The following is a 14,727-nucleotide window of genomic DNA, read 5'->3' as shown; positions in this document are numbered from 1 at the left end:
GCGCGTGGTGCCGCGAATCTTTTTTCCGGCCTTATTGCATATACCAGCCGTGGCTGACCATGATCGATTGGCCGGTCAGCGCCGCGCTAGGGAAAGTGCAAAGGAACAGCACCGTCTGCGCCACATCCTCCAACGTAGTGAACGTCGCGTCGACGGTCCCCGCCAGCATCACATCCCGTACCACCGCCTCTTCGGAAATACCTAGGGCTTTTGCCTGCTCGGGAATCTGCTTTTCCACCAGAGGCGTCCGCACGAACCCAGGGCAGACCACATGTGACCGTACGCCGTGCTTCGCGCCCTCTTTTGCAAGCGTGCGCGCCAACCCCAGCAGCCCGTGCTTTGCCGTGACATACGGCGCCTTCAATGGCGATGCCAGATGCGAATGCGCTGATCCCATATAAATCACCGTTCCCCCCCGGTTCGCCCGATACATTTGGCGCAACGCGGCGCGGGTCGTCAGGAAAGCCCCATCCAGATGGATTGCAAGCACCTTTTTCCAATCCGCATAGGGCAAGGTGTCGAGCCCATCGACGATCTGGATGCCAGCGTTTGAAACGAGGATATCCACCGCCCCGAACGCTGCCGCAAGCTCATCAAAACCTCGATCTACCGCTTCTTCATCGGACACGTCCATCGCGATCCCCACCGCCTTGCCCCCGCGCTCACAGATTTGCGCGGCAGCCTCGGTCGCTTTTGTCAGATCAAGGTCGGCGACGGCGACCATCGCGCCGGCGCGCGACAACCCTTCCGCAATAGCCCGCCCAATGCCACTGGCCGCACCGGTCACCACGGCGACCTTGCCGGCCAGCGCGCCATTCCCGCTTTCCCGTTCGGGCATGGGCTGCGGCGCGAGCGTCAGATCACCATCCTGCGCAGCCACTATCTCGGCATTACCAGCGGGTTCGCCCGGCGTGCCAGGGGTCCGGTGCGGCGTCTCGGCATGCGCCGGCGGTCGGTGCACATCGGCATGCGGTCGCGCGGCCCGGACGGTGTCAGCCCTGCCCATCAATACATCATCGAGCGGATCAGCCGGTCCTTCCTCCACCCCACGGCGTTCGTCGAATTCCTTGGTCATTGTCCCCTCCGAATGGCTGTCGCCGTTCCAGTGTGCGGGGATTTACAGGATTTGGCAATCGCTTAGGAAGGTCTCATTGACCTGTGACTATACAACGCGAATCAGGGCTTTCCTAACCCGAATACATGACGATGGTGCACACATCCGCCGAACGTGTGGCTGTACAATGAAACCGCACGATGACCACTGAAGGGAGGCTCACCATGTACAAGAAAATCATGGCCGCGATCGACGGCAGCGACACTTCGAAGCGGGCATTCGATGAAGCGATGCGCTTTGCAAGAAGCCAGGATGCGTTGTTGCATGTCGTCTACGTGGTGGACAGCCCTGCGATGCTTTACGGCGTGGGATTCTACGATCCCGCGGAACTGAAGAAAGCATTTGTCGAGGAAGGTGCGCTTCTGGCAAGGGAAGCGGAGGAGTCTATGCAGGCGGCCGGTGTGCGGGGCGACACCGCGATCGTCGATGCCCAAGGCGCCAATGGCGACGTGGTACATGCACTGGCGCAGGAAGCCGACCGCTGGGGCGCCGACCTCGTCGTTCTCGGGACACATGGCCGACGCGGCATGCAGCGGGCCTTGCTGGGCAGCGTCGCGGAGGAGTTCATGCGGGTGACGCCGGTGCCAGTACTGTTGGTACGCTACGCCGCCGACGAGTGATGCGGCCGTGGCCGTGACGCGGCGAAAATAGCCAGAACGGCCGGGTTCGGATAGTATCGCTTCCCTGTTTTACACGATGCGATGGGAAGCCGGGGCGTTGCCGAGGTCCGGTCTCGCCGTCGTCGCATTGTGCAACACGGTGCGGCGACGGTATCCCTGTCCCTACCGTCACGTCGGCCATCTCCTTCTTCCCGCTTGCATCATGTTCAGTTATCGCCACGGTTTTCATGCCGGCAATCACGCCGATGTCCTGAAGCACGCCATGCTGGTCGCCCTGCTGCGCTATATGGCGCGCAAGGACAAGGCGTATTGGTATGTCGATACGCATGCGGGCGCGGGCGCCTATGCATTGACCGATGGGTTCGCGGCGAAACGCGAGGAATTCAATAACGGCATCGGCCGCCTGTGGACCGGTCAGAATTCCGGGGCTTCGGCCCTGACACCGCCGCCCACCCTGATCGTCGATTACCTTGACCAGGTTGCCGCGATGAATACCGACGGGCAGTTGCGATTCTACCCAGGGTCCCCGTATCTCGCTTGGCAGTTACTGCGCGAGCAGGATCGGATGCGGCTTTTCGAACTGCATCCGAGTGAAATCGATATCCTTGCAGACAATTTCTCCCGTGCGGACAAGCGGGCGGTGATCACCAAGGCAGACGGATTCGACGCGCTACGCAGTGTGATGCCACCCGTATCACGCCGGGCGCTGACCTTGATCGATCCGTCGTATGAAGACAAATCCGATTACGCACGCACCCTGGCCACTGTCTCCGATGCCATGAAGCGCTTCGCCACCGGCGTTTATGCGATCTGGTATCCGATCGTTTCGCGACCGGAGTCCGTTGCATTCCCCAAGCAGTTGCACACCCTTGGCGCAGGTGCGTGGCTGCACGCCACGTTGCGCGTCGCCCGGCCATCCAGCGACGGCTTTGGCCTGCACGGCAGCGGCATGTTCATCGTCAACCCCCCCTACCTGCTGGAAGGACTATTGCAGGAAGCACTGCCCTGGCTGTGCGATACGCTGGCAGGCGACGATGGCGCGGCGTGGTCACTCGAAGCTTATATTCCCTGACGAGAAACCGACATCGAGGGCCCCGGCGCAACATCCGGACGCGCTGCGAATGCGGTCTCGTTGGACGAGGCCGCGCAACACGGGGTAGTGGCCAACGTATCGAGAATGGCGCAATCCGGCCGATCGTCGCCCTGACAGGCATCGGCCATGTTCGCCAACGCGGCACGCATCTCGCTCAAATCGGCAATCCGCTGGTCCAACGCCCGCACATGATCGAGCGCGATAGCCTTGACGTCCGCACTATTGCGCGACCGATCCTGCCATAACATCAGCAAGCGCCGGATGTCATCAATCTTGAATCCCAGGTCTCGCGATTGCCGGACAAACCGCAGGACATGCAGATCGCGCTCGCCATAACAGCGATACCCAGCTGAACTCCGCGCCGATTCCGGCAACAATCCGATGTCCTCGTAGTACCGGATCATCTTCGCGCTCACGCCCGACGCCTTCGCCACCACACCGATATTCATTCATGTCCTCCGTATCAACTTTTTCATGAGGCTAGGGTTATCATGAACACCCGACGCATGCATGACGCATGCGGGCACCAGGCATGGTGGTCCGCCGTGCCTCCCCCGCCACGCCGATCCTGCATGAATCGCGCCCCAACCAGGAGAGGTAGCATGCCCCAGTTTCAAGTGAACGACATGACCTGCCAACATTGCGTCAAGGCCGTCACGCAAGCAGTCCAGGACGTGGACCCGAATGCGCACGTGCAGGTTGACCTAGGCAGCGGACGGGTCAAGGTGCAAAGCGATCGTTCGGCCGAAACCTTGCGGGCTGCAATCGATGACGCCGGTTATCCGGCGGCGACGTTGCAGGACGCCGCCGGGTCGTGAGCGCTCGACACTTGCGCAAATAGCGTATCCAGGACGCCATCGGCATACACGGCGGCCACCTCACGCAAAAAAACCGGAAAATCGATCGCGGCTCCGTCATCCGCGCTGTCCGATATCGATCGCATCGCGGCAAACGGTACGTCATGCTCATGACACACCTGCGCGACGGCGGCGCTTTCCATATCCACGGCCAGCAACCCGGGTATCGCCTCACTTAGCAGTATGCGCTCATTTAAGCCCGACACAAATCGGTCGCCACTGCCGATCAGTCCGCAATGTACCCGTGGTTGCGCCTCGCCCGGGCGCCCCCGGCGCGAGGCAAGATAGGTCTGGGCTGCACGGCGCAGCGCGGCAGACCAATGCGCGTCGGCCGCATGACGGGACACCCCCGACAGCGGTACCTCGAAACGCGGAAACAATGGCGACGCGTCCATATCGTGCTGGACGAAGCCTTCGCCAATCACGATGTCGCCAACCCGCACCGCATCACCGATCCCGCCCGCCACCCCGACGAAAACGATCGCGCGCACGCCGAACCGGTGAATCAGGACACTCGCGGTTGTCGCCGCGGCGACCTTGCCAATACGTGACAGCACGGCGACACAATCGACGCCCGCGACGTAACCCCGGTGAAAATCCCGACCGCCAAGCGTAACGCCATAGGAAGACAACCGGGCAAGCAAGCCGGCAATCTCCTCCGGTAAGGCGCCGATAACGCCGATCGGACCGGCATCGCGAGACACGGGCGCATGGTGCGACTGCGCCTCTGCCGCCAACGTCGATGTCATATCAGAAAGCGAGGATGAAGGCGCAAGGGAAGCAGGCATCGGTGAGGTGTTCTCATAACGGCCCAGCGCCTTGCCGCACACGCCCGGAACGGTGCGATGTGACAGCAGCTAGTGCACTGCCATCAGCGTCTCGGCAAAGGGCCATGTGTCGTCGGTCCATTGATCGACGACATGATACCGGGCATCGGTCCCCAGGCGCACGACTTCCTCCGGCAGGTATTTGTGACTGCTTTCCGTCCAGATCGTCTCTCCCGTCACGAAGCCCGCCTGCAGCCCCGCCACCGGGATATTGACGTGTTGTCCCTGCTTGGCGCGCAGATGCATCTCGACACTGCGTGCCTGCGGATTGAAACGGGCAACATGCTCGAATGCGGACAGCAAGAAATCGCCTTGCAGTTCCCGATTGATCCGCCCAAGCACGTTCAGGTTGAAGGCAGCAGTAACGCCTGTCGCGTCGTCATAAGCATTCAGCAGGGTATCGATCGGCTTCAGCAGATCCGCGCCAAGCAGCAGGGCGTCTCCCGCGCACATGGCGCTGCGCAGCGCCATCATGAAGCGCTGCGCGGCAAGTCTCGGGAAATTGCCGATCGTGCTACCCAGGAACAGCACCAACATCGGCGCTCCCCGCAAGTCGCGCGACCCTAGCGCCGCGACATCCCCGCGTGGCGGCTGCAGCCCCACCGCGCCCTGCCTTGCCGGCACCGCCTCGTCCGTGTCGGCGTGCATCCGTTCGCGGCCGACGTGTGCGAGACCATCGAGATAATCCCCCTCGAAGGGCTGGATCGTCACGCCGGGCAAATCCGACAAAGCCTGCGCACATTGCGCCAGCGCCGCGCCCGACACATCGATCGGGCAGTAATGAACCGGTCCTTCACGCGTCAACGCCTGAAGCAGGGCGCGCGTCTTTCGTCCAGAGCCGCTGCCCAGCTCCACGACGCGCAGCGCCTTCGTGCGCGGCGTGGTCGAACGTACCTGCGCTGCAATACGCGCGGCATGCCGCACCAGCACACGCTCTTCGGCGCGCGTCACGCCATACTCCGGCAACAGTGTGATGGCATCGAACAGCGCCGAGCCCAGCGCATCGTATAGATACGTGGGCGGCAGCGATTTTTGCCCTTCCTGCCCCAACCCGTCTCGCACGGCCCGCGCAAACATCGCCCGCTCATGCACATCGCTTGAAGTCATTGCCATGCAGTCTCTCCTTGTCCTTTTAAGGCGTGCGGTCATCGCACGCAGCGAAAACCGGCATATACATACGGGTAATGCGCCTGAAACCAATTGCGAAACGATGGCCGCAGCATGCGGGCCGCCGTGCGCGGGGAGCCGCCTTTCAACACAAAATGCTTGTCGTCAAAAAAGTCGGCTGAATAACCCCGATAGAATGGAAATGCAGTGAATCCTGGAAACGGCGCAAACGGGTCCGCGATCCATTCCCATCCATTGCCAAACTGTCCTTCCACACCAAAGCGACTGCGATTCAACGGCGCTGCGTCGACGGGCTCCGGGTCCCATCGCCGGAAATCGGCGTTGCCGGTAAAGCCGGACGTGGGCTTCGACGCCCACTCGGCCGGACCCGCTGGCGACAACCGGTCGCGCACCTTGTCGCCCTCCTCCCCGGGCGGCCGGCTTTCCATGTCCGGCAGTCCTGGGACGCCCTCGGCCGCACGAAGCCACTCCGCCTCGGTCGGCAAACGTTTTCCCGCAAAGCGCGCGTAAGCGGCCGCTTCCGCTCGGCTCACATACACTGGCCAATCCAGTGGTAGCGCGCAGGAAGCAAACATGCCACGCCACCGCCACCCGTCCGCCGCGTGCGCATCCGCCTCCCAGAATGCCGGGTGGACAATGCCGGCCGTTTGCCGCCATGCCCAATCCTCGTCGCGCCACCATGACCGTTCGTAATAGCCGCCGGCCTCGACGAATCGCAGGAAAGCGCCGTTCGTCACCATCCACCGGTCGATTTCGAACGACGGCACCGGTACCTGGGCGGCTGCCGGGTCCACCCATTCGTTGTCCCAGCCGAAACGTGGCGTCCGTGATGGGTCGTCGTGTTCATCGTCACGGCGCGTGACTGCCGCCTCCACGTCCGGTGACGCGTGGTTGGATGTCGAATGGCGATCCGTGTCCACTTCAGGCGACCGATGCGGTGAGCGGCTTGCAAAGCGCCCAGGGAGCCCCACCGTCACCGTGCCAGACGGTATCACGCACATCGGCGCATCCGGATCAGCCGCGCGGGGACGCGCCCGGCCTGAGGCAACGACCATCGGTGCCGCATCCGGCGGCATGCGCTTGCGTTCGTAAGGCATCTGATGAATCAGATAGGCCAGGGTCTCGGCGTGCATCTGCCGGTGTTCCAATGCCACCAGGCACAATGTTCCAACGGAGACGATGCCATCACCGGCGTCAGAGTGGATATTGCCGCCGCCGGAGATCGGGCTTTCCGCACGCGTCAATGGCACCCCCGCGGGCATCGTGGACGCAGACGGTCGATTTCCAGGGCTGTCCGCGGGAACCTGCTGGATAGGACTGGAAAAATCGACATGCGCGATGGCGGTTTCTATACGGTCCCGAACCATGTCGCGATAGCGGCGAATCTCATCGAGCGCCGGCCAATCCTCCGGAACATCCGTGGGCAAGCCGCCTCCCACGGGATCGATCCCAAACGCGAACAAGTGGTCGAACACCGGGTGGAACGACGGCTGACGGAGCACACGGGACGCCAACAAATTCCAGTCGAACGCTTCCAGGTGCCCGATATAAAACAAGAGGCGGTGCCGTTCCAGGACCGGACGGCTGGTCAGGAAATCTGGATGGACAGCGGCGAACAGACGGTCGGTCTCGGCGCAAGCATCCCGATATTGCATCAGGAAGGACGAAGCATCACCGATGGCTGCGCGCCACGCGGTTGACCGTGCCGCGGCCTGCGCCGGCGAATGGATACTGCCGTCGACGCGAGACGGGTGTATCCGATCTTTGTGGGTAGATGACCGGGTGAAACCGGCGGCGCGCGGCGCGACTGCCGTGCCGTGGCTGGCGCCGTTCAACTTGTCTGGCATGGGGGCAAGCTCCTCGGAAACGGGCGATACATCCAGGCCGTCAGCAACCCGGACGCATCCGCGACCCCGCCGCGCGCCCTAGTCGGACGGCCGAATCGCACGACATGGCAACCGAATCGCACATTTCTGTGACGTCGGGCCGGGTGACAGCATCGACTCAAGCCCATCCTGTCGGCCACACCCGGTCCGCAACCGGTCACCTCGGAAGGGAAAGCGGCGTGGTACGGATAAAAAAGCAACAAGCAGGCATCATGCCCGTACGTCAATCTGATCGACTCCGCCGCGCGGCATCCCGTCGTGCGCGGTGGGGACAACGCCCTCAATCAAGCAGGCGTTCATCCCATGCGTAGACGTGTTGACGCTGTTCCCCGAGGCCATCGATACCTAAGTGCATCTCGTCTCCCGGCCGCAAATAGATGGGTGGCTTGCATCCCATGCCGACACCTGGCGGTGTTCCCGTGGAAATGAGATCACCCGGGTGCAGCGTCGTGAATTGGCTGATGTAGTGAACCAGGTACGCCACGTCGAAAATCATCGCCTTGGTATTTCCAATCTGGCGGCGCACGCCGTTGACGTCCAGCCAAAGCGTCAGCGCTTGCGGATCGCGCACCTCATCCGCGGTGACCAGCCACGGACCCACCGGACCGAATGTGTCGCAACCCTTGCCCTTATCCCAGGTTCCGCCACGCTCCATTTGAAAGGCTCGCTCGGAGACATCATTGACGAGCGTATAGCCGGCCACGTGAGACAGGGCGTTTTCGACGGATACATGGCGCGCCTTGGTACCAATGACGATGCCCAACTCCACCTCCCAATCCGCCTTGACGGCCCCGCGAGGAAGCACCACGGGATCGTTGGGGCCCGACAGGCTGCTCGACCATTTGGTAAACAGGATCGGTTCCGTCGGGACGGGCACGCCTGATTCCGCCGCATGGTCAACGTAATTCAAACCCACGCAAAGGAATTTGCCCATCCCGATAAACGGTACGCCCAGCCGCTCGGGCTCAGGCACGGGCGGCAGCGTATCCGGATCGATTCCCGCCAGCCGCTGCAAACCCTGCGGCGATAGCATCTCCGGCCCAATGTCGGTGATCACGGACGACAAATCACGCACGATGCCGTCCGCACCCAGCACCGCCGGACGTTCTTGCCCCTTCGCGCCATAACGCAACAATTTCAACGTATTTCTCCTTGTCATCGTCCTGGGTGACCCGTAGGCACCCTATCTCATTATTACCTGTCTCATGGTCCGCGCAATGTCAGCTGATCCGCCATGTCGCGCACCGCACGCACCGTGAAAAAGTCAAGGTCGCCACCCTGCGTGGCAAACCGTTAGCCTCATGAGATTAATCGAAAAATCTTATAAGGCTTAAGCATCGCACCTATTACTAAATATTTATACCGCCCATCACTATCCGTTGCACCTAGTCGATCCTGTTCCACCGCCTATCTCTTTCGGAGAGGACGCGCGGAATCCCCGAATTTGCAATGATGGGCCTGACTTCCACTGCCTTTCGCAATGCGGGTCGGACGCAGCTAAAACAGCACGGCCGACCGCAATGCTGAAGGGTCGCACCGAATACTGCGCCGCGCGCCAGTCCTGACTCAGGTCATGCACGTGTCGGCGCTTTAAAACGGCCCCACAGTTCCGAGGACGTTTCGAACGCACACGACGTTGCGCTTGATCGCAGTCCATCGAAATACAGGTGATGCAATGAAATTTCTCGTAGTCAGCCACAATGCGCAGGAACGAGAGGAGATGAAAACCCTTCTTCGGCAACTCGACCGACGTGCACAGATGAGTGATGTCCGTGACTGGCTGCAGGCACGGCGTGCGCTATCTCACGAAGCGCGCGATCTTCTGCTCTGTGATTTGGGTAGTACAGCAAACCAAACCGAGGCACTGCGTCTCATCGCCGAACATAAGGGTACATTGGTGCTCGCCGGTACGTGCAGGGAACTTCCCGCACAACTGATCCGTGACCTGATGTGCGCGGGCGTAAAAGCCGTCATGCCGCATTCGATGGGCATCCGCGCGATGGTGCGTGCGCTTGAACTGGTACTACTCGGGACCCATTACGTGCCGCCTAGTGCAATCAGCTTGCACAGTCCGGAGGCGACATCGCCGGAAATTTCGGAGCGACGCCTGCCATACCGTCGACGTGGTCTTGGGGACGCGCCTTTGCTGTCACCGCGCCAGCAACAGATCATGCGCCTTGTTCATATGGGAAGTACCAACAAGGGCATCGCACGTGCGCTAGGCATCAGCGAAGGCACGGTAAAGATTCATTTAGCTACCGTATTCAAGACTTTGGGAGCAAGCAATCGCGCTGCCGCCGTCGCCATTTATAACGGCTGGATGTTTGAGCAAATCGATTCGGTAGCGGCGACGCCTGGACAGCCGCTGCGCCTGCCCCAGTCGCAGGACGTAGCGGCGGTGTTACGACTTGGACGGCCCAGCGTGGAAAACCTGACCGGTGAAGGGGATGCGGAAGCGTCGACGGCATCGATTGAACGAGGAACATCTGCGCCCCGGGCGCCGCTGTCACCGTTTCCGGAAACGCCATCGATCACGCCGCCCGATCGGCGCCCTTATGTCCTTCGTCCGGAGGCATGCCCGCATTCAACCCCCGATCAGGTGCCCGACACGCTCCAGGACCGGCGCGTCGATGCGCATCCTGATGCGGTGCCGGACCAGCGCCCTGACATGCATGGGGATGAACCTCCTGCCCCACCCAGCACGCCCGCCAGCCCCTTTCCGGGTCCGAAGGCGTTGTCGCCGCCGCGTGGCACCCCGCTTCCACAGCATGATCAAAACGGCACGGCATCATCGTCGCCCACCGAACCAATCCGCTCTCCTCGCGCCGAACGTGCCATTCCGCGCTGGCCGTCGTCGCCGCGCTTTCCCAACCCTGACAAACGCTTCAATGAATCGCAACGACACAACACCCCCGAGACACCACTGCCCCCGATGTCCACCGTACCGTTCCCGGAAGACGGCGATGCCGAACGCGATCTGACCACGCACAACAATATCCACTCGACATGGTAAGGCGCATCCGCCATATAGCCGCGATCGGAACGGATTTTGCACGCCTCCGTCACGGCTATCCAGGCTCCGTATGGCGGGAATCGCCGGCGTCGCGACGCGGGATTTTGACAACAGTCCGCGCGGCAATGCCGTGCCGCGCTACCACTGTTGCGTCGCAGCGGGTAAGATTTAGCGCATGGGCTTCCTTTACTCACCCTTACCGTTGTGGGCATCGATAGGCGGATGGATCGTCGCCATGGTGGTGCTCGCAGCGGCGGTGGTGCGGAAGACACCATTCCCGCATCTTCAGCACGCGGGCAGAAGCCGGGCTGGCCGGCTGCGCGCTTCGTTCAGTACCCCGTTCGCGAAACTCAACACCGACGGGCTGCAGCACCTCTGGCTGTCGTGCGTCGTAACGCTATCGGTGCTGTGGACTTTCGATATCTGGTCGCAATACGGTCCCGTGTTCCACTTGCTGGGTGCGACCTTGATGGTCACGCTGTTCGGCTGGGCGTTGGCGCTGATTGGGACAAGTATCGTCGTGTTGCTGGTTGCCGTGATGCTGAGTACGCCGTTGGACGGCATCGGGCTCACATTACTGGCGTTCAGTGTCGTCCCGGTACTCGTGTCCGCCTTCGTCGAGAACATCCTTACCCGGTACTTCCCGAATAAGCGTGCTCCTTTCGTGCTAGGGCACGGCGTCCTGACGCCAGTACTGGCGGTGACCGCATCGTCATCGACGGTCCTTCTCGGTCATGTCGGGTTACTCGGGGTCGCCTGGCGCTGGATCGATCCATCCTTCGTGATGGTGACGTCGATTCAGGCTTGCGGGGAGGCGATGTTCACCTGCGCGATGACAGCGATCATAGCGGTCTATAAACCTGCCTGGATGACCACGTTCGACAAGCGACTCAATCGTATCGATCAGTAAGCGGCAATACCCCTCTCCTGGTCCCCACGACAATCCGCGCACGCGCGAAATCAGGTCACCATCTCAAACGGTACCGCGCCAATTGGGCAGAGCTGAGACGATTTATCCGTATAATCATTCAGCGTTGCGCGCGTGTCTGGTACGAGCTGTGTGCGACTCGCCCCGTCGAAAGATGGCGGTGAGACGTTTCCGCTCTCGCCATTGCCGTGAAGCCCTGGCAGAAGTGAACGCTTCCGCGCGCATCGACTCTTATTTGTTCCGAAAGATCGCGATCTGGTCTCGGACTTCCTAGTTTTTCGTTAGCAAGATGCCGCAATCCGATTCGTATTCCCGTTGGTACGCCCGTGCCTTGGCGTGGTTGGGTGCCATTCCCGACCGTGCCCTTCGCGCCCTCCCATCGTCCGCGTCTTTCTCGTCTCCTGCTGGATTGACGGTCGTTCGATTCGGACCAACCCGCCTCAGGGCAGGCGCCCTGGCGACGCTGTTGCCCCTCACGATAGCCCACGCCGATCCGATCCTGGACCACGACGTCATGGTCCAGCAATTGATCGAACAGCAACACGCCAATCCATTGGTGGCCGATTGCGCCGCGCATGCCGCCTTTGTCGTGCCAACATCGCATTTGTACGACCACGTGGAATTCTTGCCGGCCGAGCTGGACGATCAGCATGCCAGCATCGAGGCGTGGAACCAGCCGTTCGATGACCGTAAGCAGCGCGTAAACGTCGAAACATTGGTACGCGTCAGCGGGCTCGGCTACCGCAAAAACGCGGGCGAAGCGGGCCAACCCGACCTGCTGCACTTCCGTTGCGGGTATGTCCAGGACAAATTGCTGGCGTTCGGCTATAACGAGCCCGAGCAAGCGAGTCCGCCTGCGGGTGCGCCCGTATCGCGAAGCCGCGGCACCCGGAATCGCGCGTCGTCCTCACGCCACGCTACCCGTGGCAAGGCGGCGCACGCGACCAGCCGGCGTGGCACGACGACGAAGACGCGTTCGTCCGCGAAGTCCACGGCAAAATCGGGCGCCAAGGCTCCGGCAAAATCCTCGAAGGCGAAAAACACCGGCAAATCGCGCACGGCGCAGTGATGATGTCAGGCCCCCGCGGAATGGGGGGCCGCGACCACCCAGTCTCGAATCACATGGCGCGACGGCATCGGGGGCGGAATGATCTGTCCGCGCGCCGCCACGCGGCACGCTCGGACTGTGCTGATCTGACGCGCCCCATCGCTCAGTCGCCGAGTTGCCGCAAGATGGCAAGACACATCGCGGCACCCAACGCCATGCTGCGCGCACCGTTCCAGCCATGCACCGGATCGGGTAGATCGGCATTGTCCTTGAACGGCATCTCCAACGTCAGTGACAGGCAACGATACCGATTGCCAATGTATTTGGATGCAAGCGTCAATGCGTCCGCGTTGTAATGGCCGGCTTCGTAGCCATGGACATTCTGGAAGTCAGGGCTGACCGCCTTGAAACGCGCAATGAATGCATCCTGCTCCGCACGCTGTGCGTCGCTGAAGTCAGGCAACATCTCGCTGCCCGCGACGAAATTCCACGGCAGCGCCTCATCACCGTGGATATCGAAAAACATCGAGATACCACTTGCGGCAATCGCATCACGCACCGCCAGCACTTCCGGGCTGCGCGCCGCACTAGGTTGCATCCACTCGCGATTCAGATTCGCGCCGCACGCATTCGTGCGAAGGTTGCCCAGCGCTGCGCCGTCCGGATTCATATTCGGGACGATATGAAACGTCGCGCGCTCACGCAACTGACGGCCCACCGGATCGCCCGCCCACTCGCCCAGCCCCAGCAGCCGTCGTAGAAATCCCTCGACAAACCACTCCGCCATGGTCTCTCCCGGGTGTTGCCGGGCAATCATCCAGATCGGCGCCCGCACGGCGGTTGCCGTCGCGTCCGCGCCGCGTGCATCACGCACATCACCTGGGCTCCCGGCGTCGGCGGTTTCCACACGCACGCAGGTCAATGGCCGCCCCTGCAACGTCATGCCGAGATCCGTGCAACGCGCATGACCACTAGCCGCGACTTCGCCAAGGAACGCATGGTGTCGCGCTTCGCCATACGGTTCGAAATAGGCGAACCAGACCGTATCCGATGGTGACGTATAGTGCCATTGCAGCACCTGGCCATCGTACCGCGTGTCCACAACACGAAACCAGTTCACGCTGTCGTGACTGGCTACAACGCGATAATCACGCCATCCATCCGGATAGGCCGCTTCGGATGCGTTTTCGAACGTGTAGCGGCACGCCTTGCCCAACACGCCGTTCACGCGAAAATGGAACCATTGCGCGAAGGCGCTGGCGTTATCAGGGCGCAGTCGCAGGCGGACATCGTCCGGCCGGCTCGCGTCGACCACGTCGACCGCACCGCTATCGAACCGGCTATTGATACTGATTGTCATCGTCTCTTCCTGGTCTCAGTCTGCTTGCCGACGGCGGAACACCCAACTGTCCTTGCCGGACACCTCTGGTGCGAAGGCATAGCCATCCAGGTCGAATCCCTTCAGGCCTTCGACGCTGTCGATCCGCTGCGTGGTCACGAAGCGCGTCATCAATCCACGCGCGCGCTTCGCATAAAAACTGATGATCTTGTAGCGGCCCCCCTTCCAATCCTCGAACACCGGCGTGACAACCGGAACAGCCAACTTGCCGCGTTTGACCGATTTGAAATACTCTTCCGATGCCAGATTGACCAGCACGCGCTCGCCGCCCTTCTGCTGCTCGAACGCCGCGTTCAATGCATCCGCCAGCTTGCCATCCCAGAAAGCGTACAGGTCGCGCCCTCGCGGATTCACCAACTTCGACCCCATCTCCAACCGGTACGGCAGGATCAGATCGAGGGGGCGCAGCAGGCCGTACAGACCAGAAAGAATCCGGACGTGCTGCTGCGCAAACGCCAGATCGTCGCCGTGCAACGATTTCGCGTCGAGTCCCTCGTAAACATCGCCATTGAACGCCAGTACCGCCTGCTTCGCCGTGGTCTCGTCGAACGTCGGCTGCCAACTGGCAAAACGCGCGTGGTTCAGGTGCGCAAGCGGGTCCGAGATGCTCATCAAGCTGGCGATTTGCGCCGGGGAAAGCGTACGTAATGTCTTGATCAGCTCAGCCGATTCCTTAAGAAAGGCGGGTTGCGTATGGGTGCGCACATGCGCTGGCGTGTCGAAGTCGAGCGACTTCGCGGGGGACAAAACGATTATCATGTGGGGCAGAAAGACGCATGAAAGACTGACAAAAGGACCGCCAGACGCGGAGAGC

General features: G+C 61.6%; 14 protein-coding genes. 6 read left to right on the top strand and 8 right to left on the bottom strand.

The genetic code is table 11. The features are described from left to right. Window positions 1-31 precede the first annotated feature (31 nt). On the bottom strand, window positions 32-838 hold the full coding sequence (locus SJQ66_RS20615; RefSeq protein WP_036007907.1) for a 3-hydroxybutyrate dehydrogenase: 807 nt from the start codon (window positions 836-838) through the stop codon (window positions 32-34). 440 nt (window positions 839-1,278) lie between these two features. Here SJQ66_RS20615 and SJQ66_RS20610 point away from each other — a divergent pair, with 440 nt between their 5' ends. After that, window positions 1,279-1,734 carry a universal stress protein gene (locus SJQ66_RS20610; protein ID WP_024902228.1) on the top strand — a complete coding sequence of 152 codons (456 nt, stop codon included), beginning with the start codon at window positions 1,279-1,281 and terminating at the stop codon, window positions 1,732-1,734. Window positions 1,735-1,936: 202 nt separating this feature from the next. Continuing rightward, window positions 1,937-2,806, top strand: a complete 870-nt coding sequence (locus SJQ66_RS20605) for a 23S rRNA (adenine(2030)-N(6))-methyltransferase RlmJ (protein ID WP_024902227.1) — start codon at window positions 1,937-1,939, stop codon at window positions 2,804-2,806. Here SJQ66_RS20605 and cueR read toward each other — a convergent pair. Then, window positions 2,794-3,276, bottom strand: a complete 483-nt coding sequence (gene cueR, locus SJQ66_RS20600) for a Cu(I)-responsive transcriptional regulator (RefSeq protein WP_024902226.1) — start codon at window positions 3,274-3,276, stop codon at window positions 2,794-2,796. The two genes, SJQ66_RS20605 and cueR, sit on opposite strands and share 13 nt — an antisense overlap. A 153-nt stretch (window positions 3,277-3,429) precedes the next feature. On the opposite strand from cueR, the gene SJQ66_RS20595 reads away from it, so the two are divergent. Next, window positions 3,430-3,645 (top strand): heavy-metal-associated domain-containing protein, encoded by a 216-nt coding sequence (locus tag SJQ66_RS20595; RefSeq protein ID WP_024902225.1) that lies wholly within the window; start codon window positions 3,430-3,432, stop codon window positions 3,643-3,645. On the opposite strand, the gene SJQ66_RS20590 is transcribed toward SJQ66_RS20595, so the two are convergent. The 4 genes from SJQ66_RS20590 to SJQ66_RS20575 all read right to left on the bottom strand — a co-directional run bounded on the left by SJQ66_RS20590 (window position 3,606) and on the right by SJQ66_RS20575 (window position 8,666). After that, window positions 3,606-4,472 (bottom strand): 5'-methylthioadenosine/adenosylhomocysteine nucleosidase, encoded by an 867-nt coding sequence (locus SJQ66_RS20590; protein WP_236693470.1) that lies wholly within the window; start codon window positions 4,470-4,472, stop codon window positions 3,606-3,608. The two genes, SJQ66_RS20595 and SJQ66_RS20590, sit on opposite strands and share 40 nt — an antisense overlap. A 69-nt stretch (window positions 4,473-4,541) precedes the next feature. Continuing rightward, window positions 4,542-5,624: an L-histidine N(alpha)-methyltransferase gene (locus SJQ66_RS20585; RefSeq protein ID WP_096335523.1), complete on the bottom strand. Its 1,083-nt coding sequence runs from the start codon at window positions 5,622-5,624 to the stop codon at window positions 4,542-4,544. Window positions 5,625-5,656: 32 nt separating this feature from the next. Then, window positions 5,657-7,486 carry an SUMF1/EgtB/PvdO family nonheme iron enzyme gene (locus SJQ66_RS20580; RefSeq protein WP_253462885.1) on the bottom strand — a complete coding sequence of 610 codons (1,830 nt, stop codon included), beginning with the start codon at window positions 7,484-7,486 and terminating at the stop codon, window positions 5,657-5,659. Window positions 7,487-7,805: 319 nt separating this feature from the next. Continuing rightward, window positions 7,806-8,666, bottom strand: coding sequence for a fumarylacetoacetate hydrolase family protein (locus SJQ66_RS20575; protein WP_024902221.1), 861 nt, complete (start codon window positions 8,664-8,666; stop codon window positions 7,806-7,808). Window positions 8,667-9,200: 534 nt separating this feature from the next. Between SJQ66_RS20575 and SJQ66_RS20570 the strand changes: the two genes are divergently transcribed. From SJQ66_RS20570 to SJQ66_RS20560, 3 genes are all read left to right on the top strand, one after another. Beyond that, the gene (locus tag SJQ66_RS20570; RefSeq protein ID WP_320535240.1) at window positions 9,201-10,538 is read left to right on the top strand and encodes a helix-turn-helix transcriptional regulator; all 1,338 of its coding nucleotides are present in this window, start codon (window positions 9,201-9,203) and stop codon (window positions 10,536-10,538) included. 175 nt (window positions 10,539-10,713) lie between these two features. Next, window positions 10,714-11,448 carry a hypothetical protein gene (locus SJQ66_RS20565; RefSeq protein ID WP_024902219.1) on the top strand — a complete coding sequence of 245 codons (735 nt, stop codon included), beginning with the start codon at window positions 10,714-10,716 and terminating at the stop codon, window positions 11,446-11,448. 307 nt (window positions 11,449-11,755) lie between these two features. After that, entirely contained in the window at window positions 11,756-12,535 is a 780-nt protein-coding gene (locus SJQ66_RS20560; protein WP_024902218.1) for a BspC domain-containing protein, read from the top strand. Window positions 12,536-12,677: 142 nt separating this feature from the next. On the opposite strand, the gene SJQ66_RS20555 is transcribed toward SJQ66_RS20560, so the two are convergent. Together SJQ66_RS20555 and yaaA are read right to left on the bottom strand one after the other, a co-directional pair. Further along, entirely contained in the window at window positions 12,678-13,874 is a 1,197-nt protein-coding gene (locus SJQ66_RS20555; protein ID WP_046152877.1) for a M14 family metallopeptidase, read from the bottom strand. Between the two features lie 15 nt (window positions 13,875-13,889). After that, on the bottom strand, window positions 13,890-14,672 hold the full coding sequence (yaaA, locus tag SJQ66_RS20550) for a peroxide stress protein YaaA (protein ID WP_024902216.1): 783 nt from the start codon (window positions 14,670-14,672) through the stop codon (window positions 13,890-13,892). Window positions 14,673-14,727: the final 55 nt, after the last annotated feature.

Source organism: Robbsia andropogonis, assembly GCF_034047095.1.
GTDB lineage: Bacteria > Pseudomonadota > Gammaproteobacteria > Burkholderiales > Burkholderiaceae > Robbsia > Robbsia andropogonis.
The sequence above is the reverse complement of the archived record's forward strand: the minus strand, read 5'-3'. Positions and strand labels throughout refer to the sequence as shown.

Bases quoted from the DNA above. Each gene is read 5' to 3' on its own strand.
- SJQ66_RS20615 (WP_036007907.1), bottom strand. From the start codon at position 838: ATGCCCGAACGGGAAAGCGGGAATGGCGCGCTGGCCGGCAAGGTCGCC.
- SJQ66_RS20610 (WP_024902228.1), top strand. From the start codon at position 1,279: ATGTACAAGAAAATCATGGCCGCGATCGACGGCAGCGACACTTCGAAG.
- SJQ66_RS20605 (WP_024902227.1), top strand. From the start codon at position 1,937: ATGTTCAGTTATCGCCACGGTTTTCATGCCGGCAATCACGCCGATGTC.
- cueR (WP_024902226.1), bottom strand. From the start codon at position 3,276: ATGAATATCGGTGTGGTGGCGAAGGCGTCGGGCGTGAGCGCGAAGATG.
- SJQ66_RS20595 (WP_024902225.1), top strand. From the start codon at position 3,430: ATGCCCCAGTTTCAAGTGAACGACATGACCTGCCAACATTGCGTCAAG.
- SJQ66_RS20590 (WP_236693470.1), bottom strand. From the start codon at position 4,472: ATGCCTGCTTCCCTTGCGCCTTCATCCTCGCTTTCTGATATGACATCG.
- SJQ66_RS20585 (WP_096335523.1), bottom strand. From the start codon at position 5,624: ATGGCAATGACTTCAAGCGATGTGCATGAGCGGGCGATGTTTGCGCGG.
- SJQ66_RS20580 (WP_253462885.1), bottom strand. From the start codon at position 7,486: ATGCCAGACAAGTTGAACGGCGCCAGCCACGGCACGGCAGTCGCGCCG.
- SJQ66_RS20570 (WP_320535240.1), top strand. From the start codon at position 9,201: ATGAAATTTCTCGTAGTCAGCCACAATGCGCAGGAACGAGAGGAGATG.
- SJQ66_RS20565 (WP_024902219.1), top strand. From the start codon at position 10,714: ATGGGCTTCCTTTACTCACCCTTACCGTTGTGGGCATCGATAGGCGGA.
- SJQ66_RS20560 (WP_024902218.1), top strand. From the start codon at position 11,756: ATGCCGCAATCCGATTCGTATTCCCGTTGGTACGCCCGTGCCTTGGCG.
- SJQ66_RS20555 (WP_046152877.1), bottom strand. From the start codon at position 13,874: ATGACAATCAGTATCAATAGCCGGTTCGATAGCGGTGCGGTCGACGTG.
- yaaA (WP_024902216.1), bottom strand. From the start codon at position 14,672: ATGATAATCGTTTTGTCCCCCGCGAAGTCGCTCGACTTCGACACGCCA.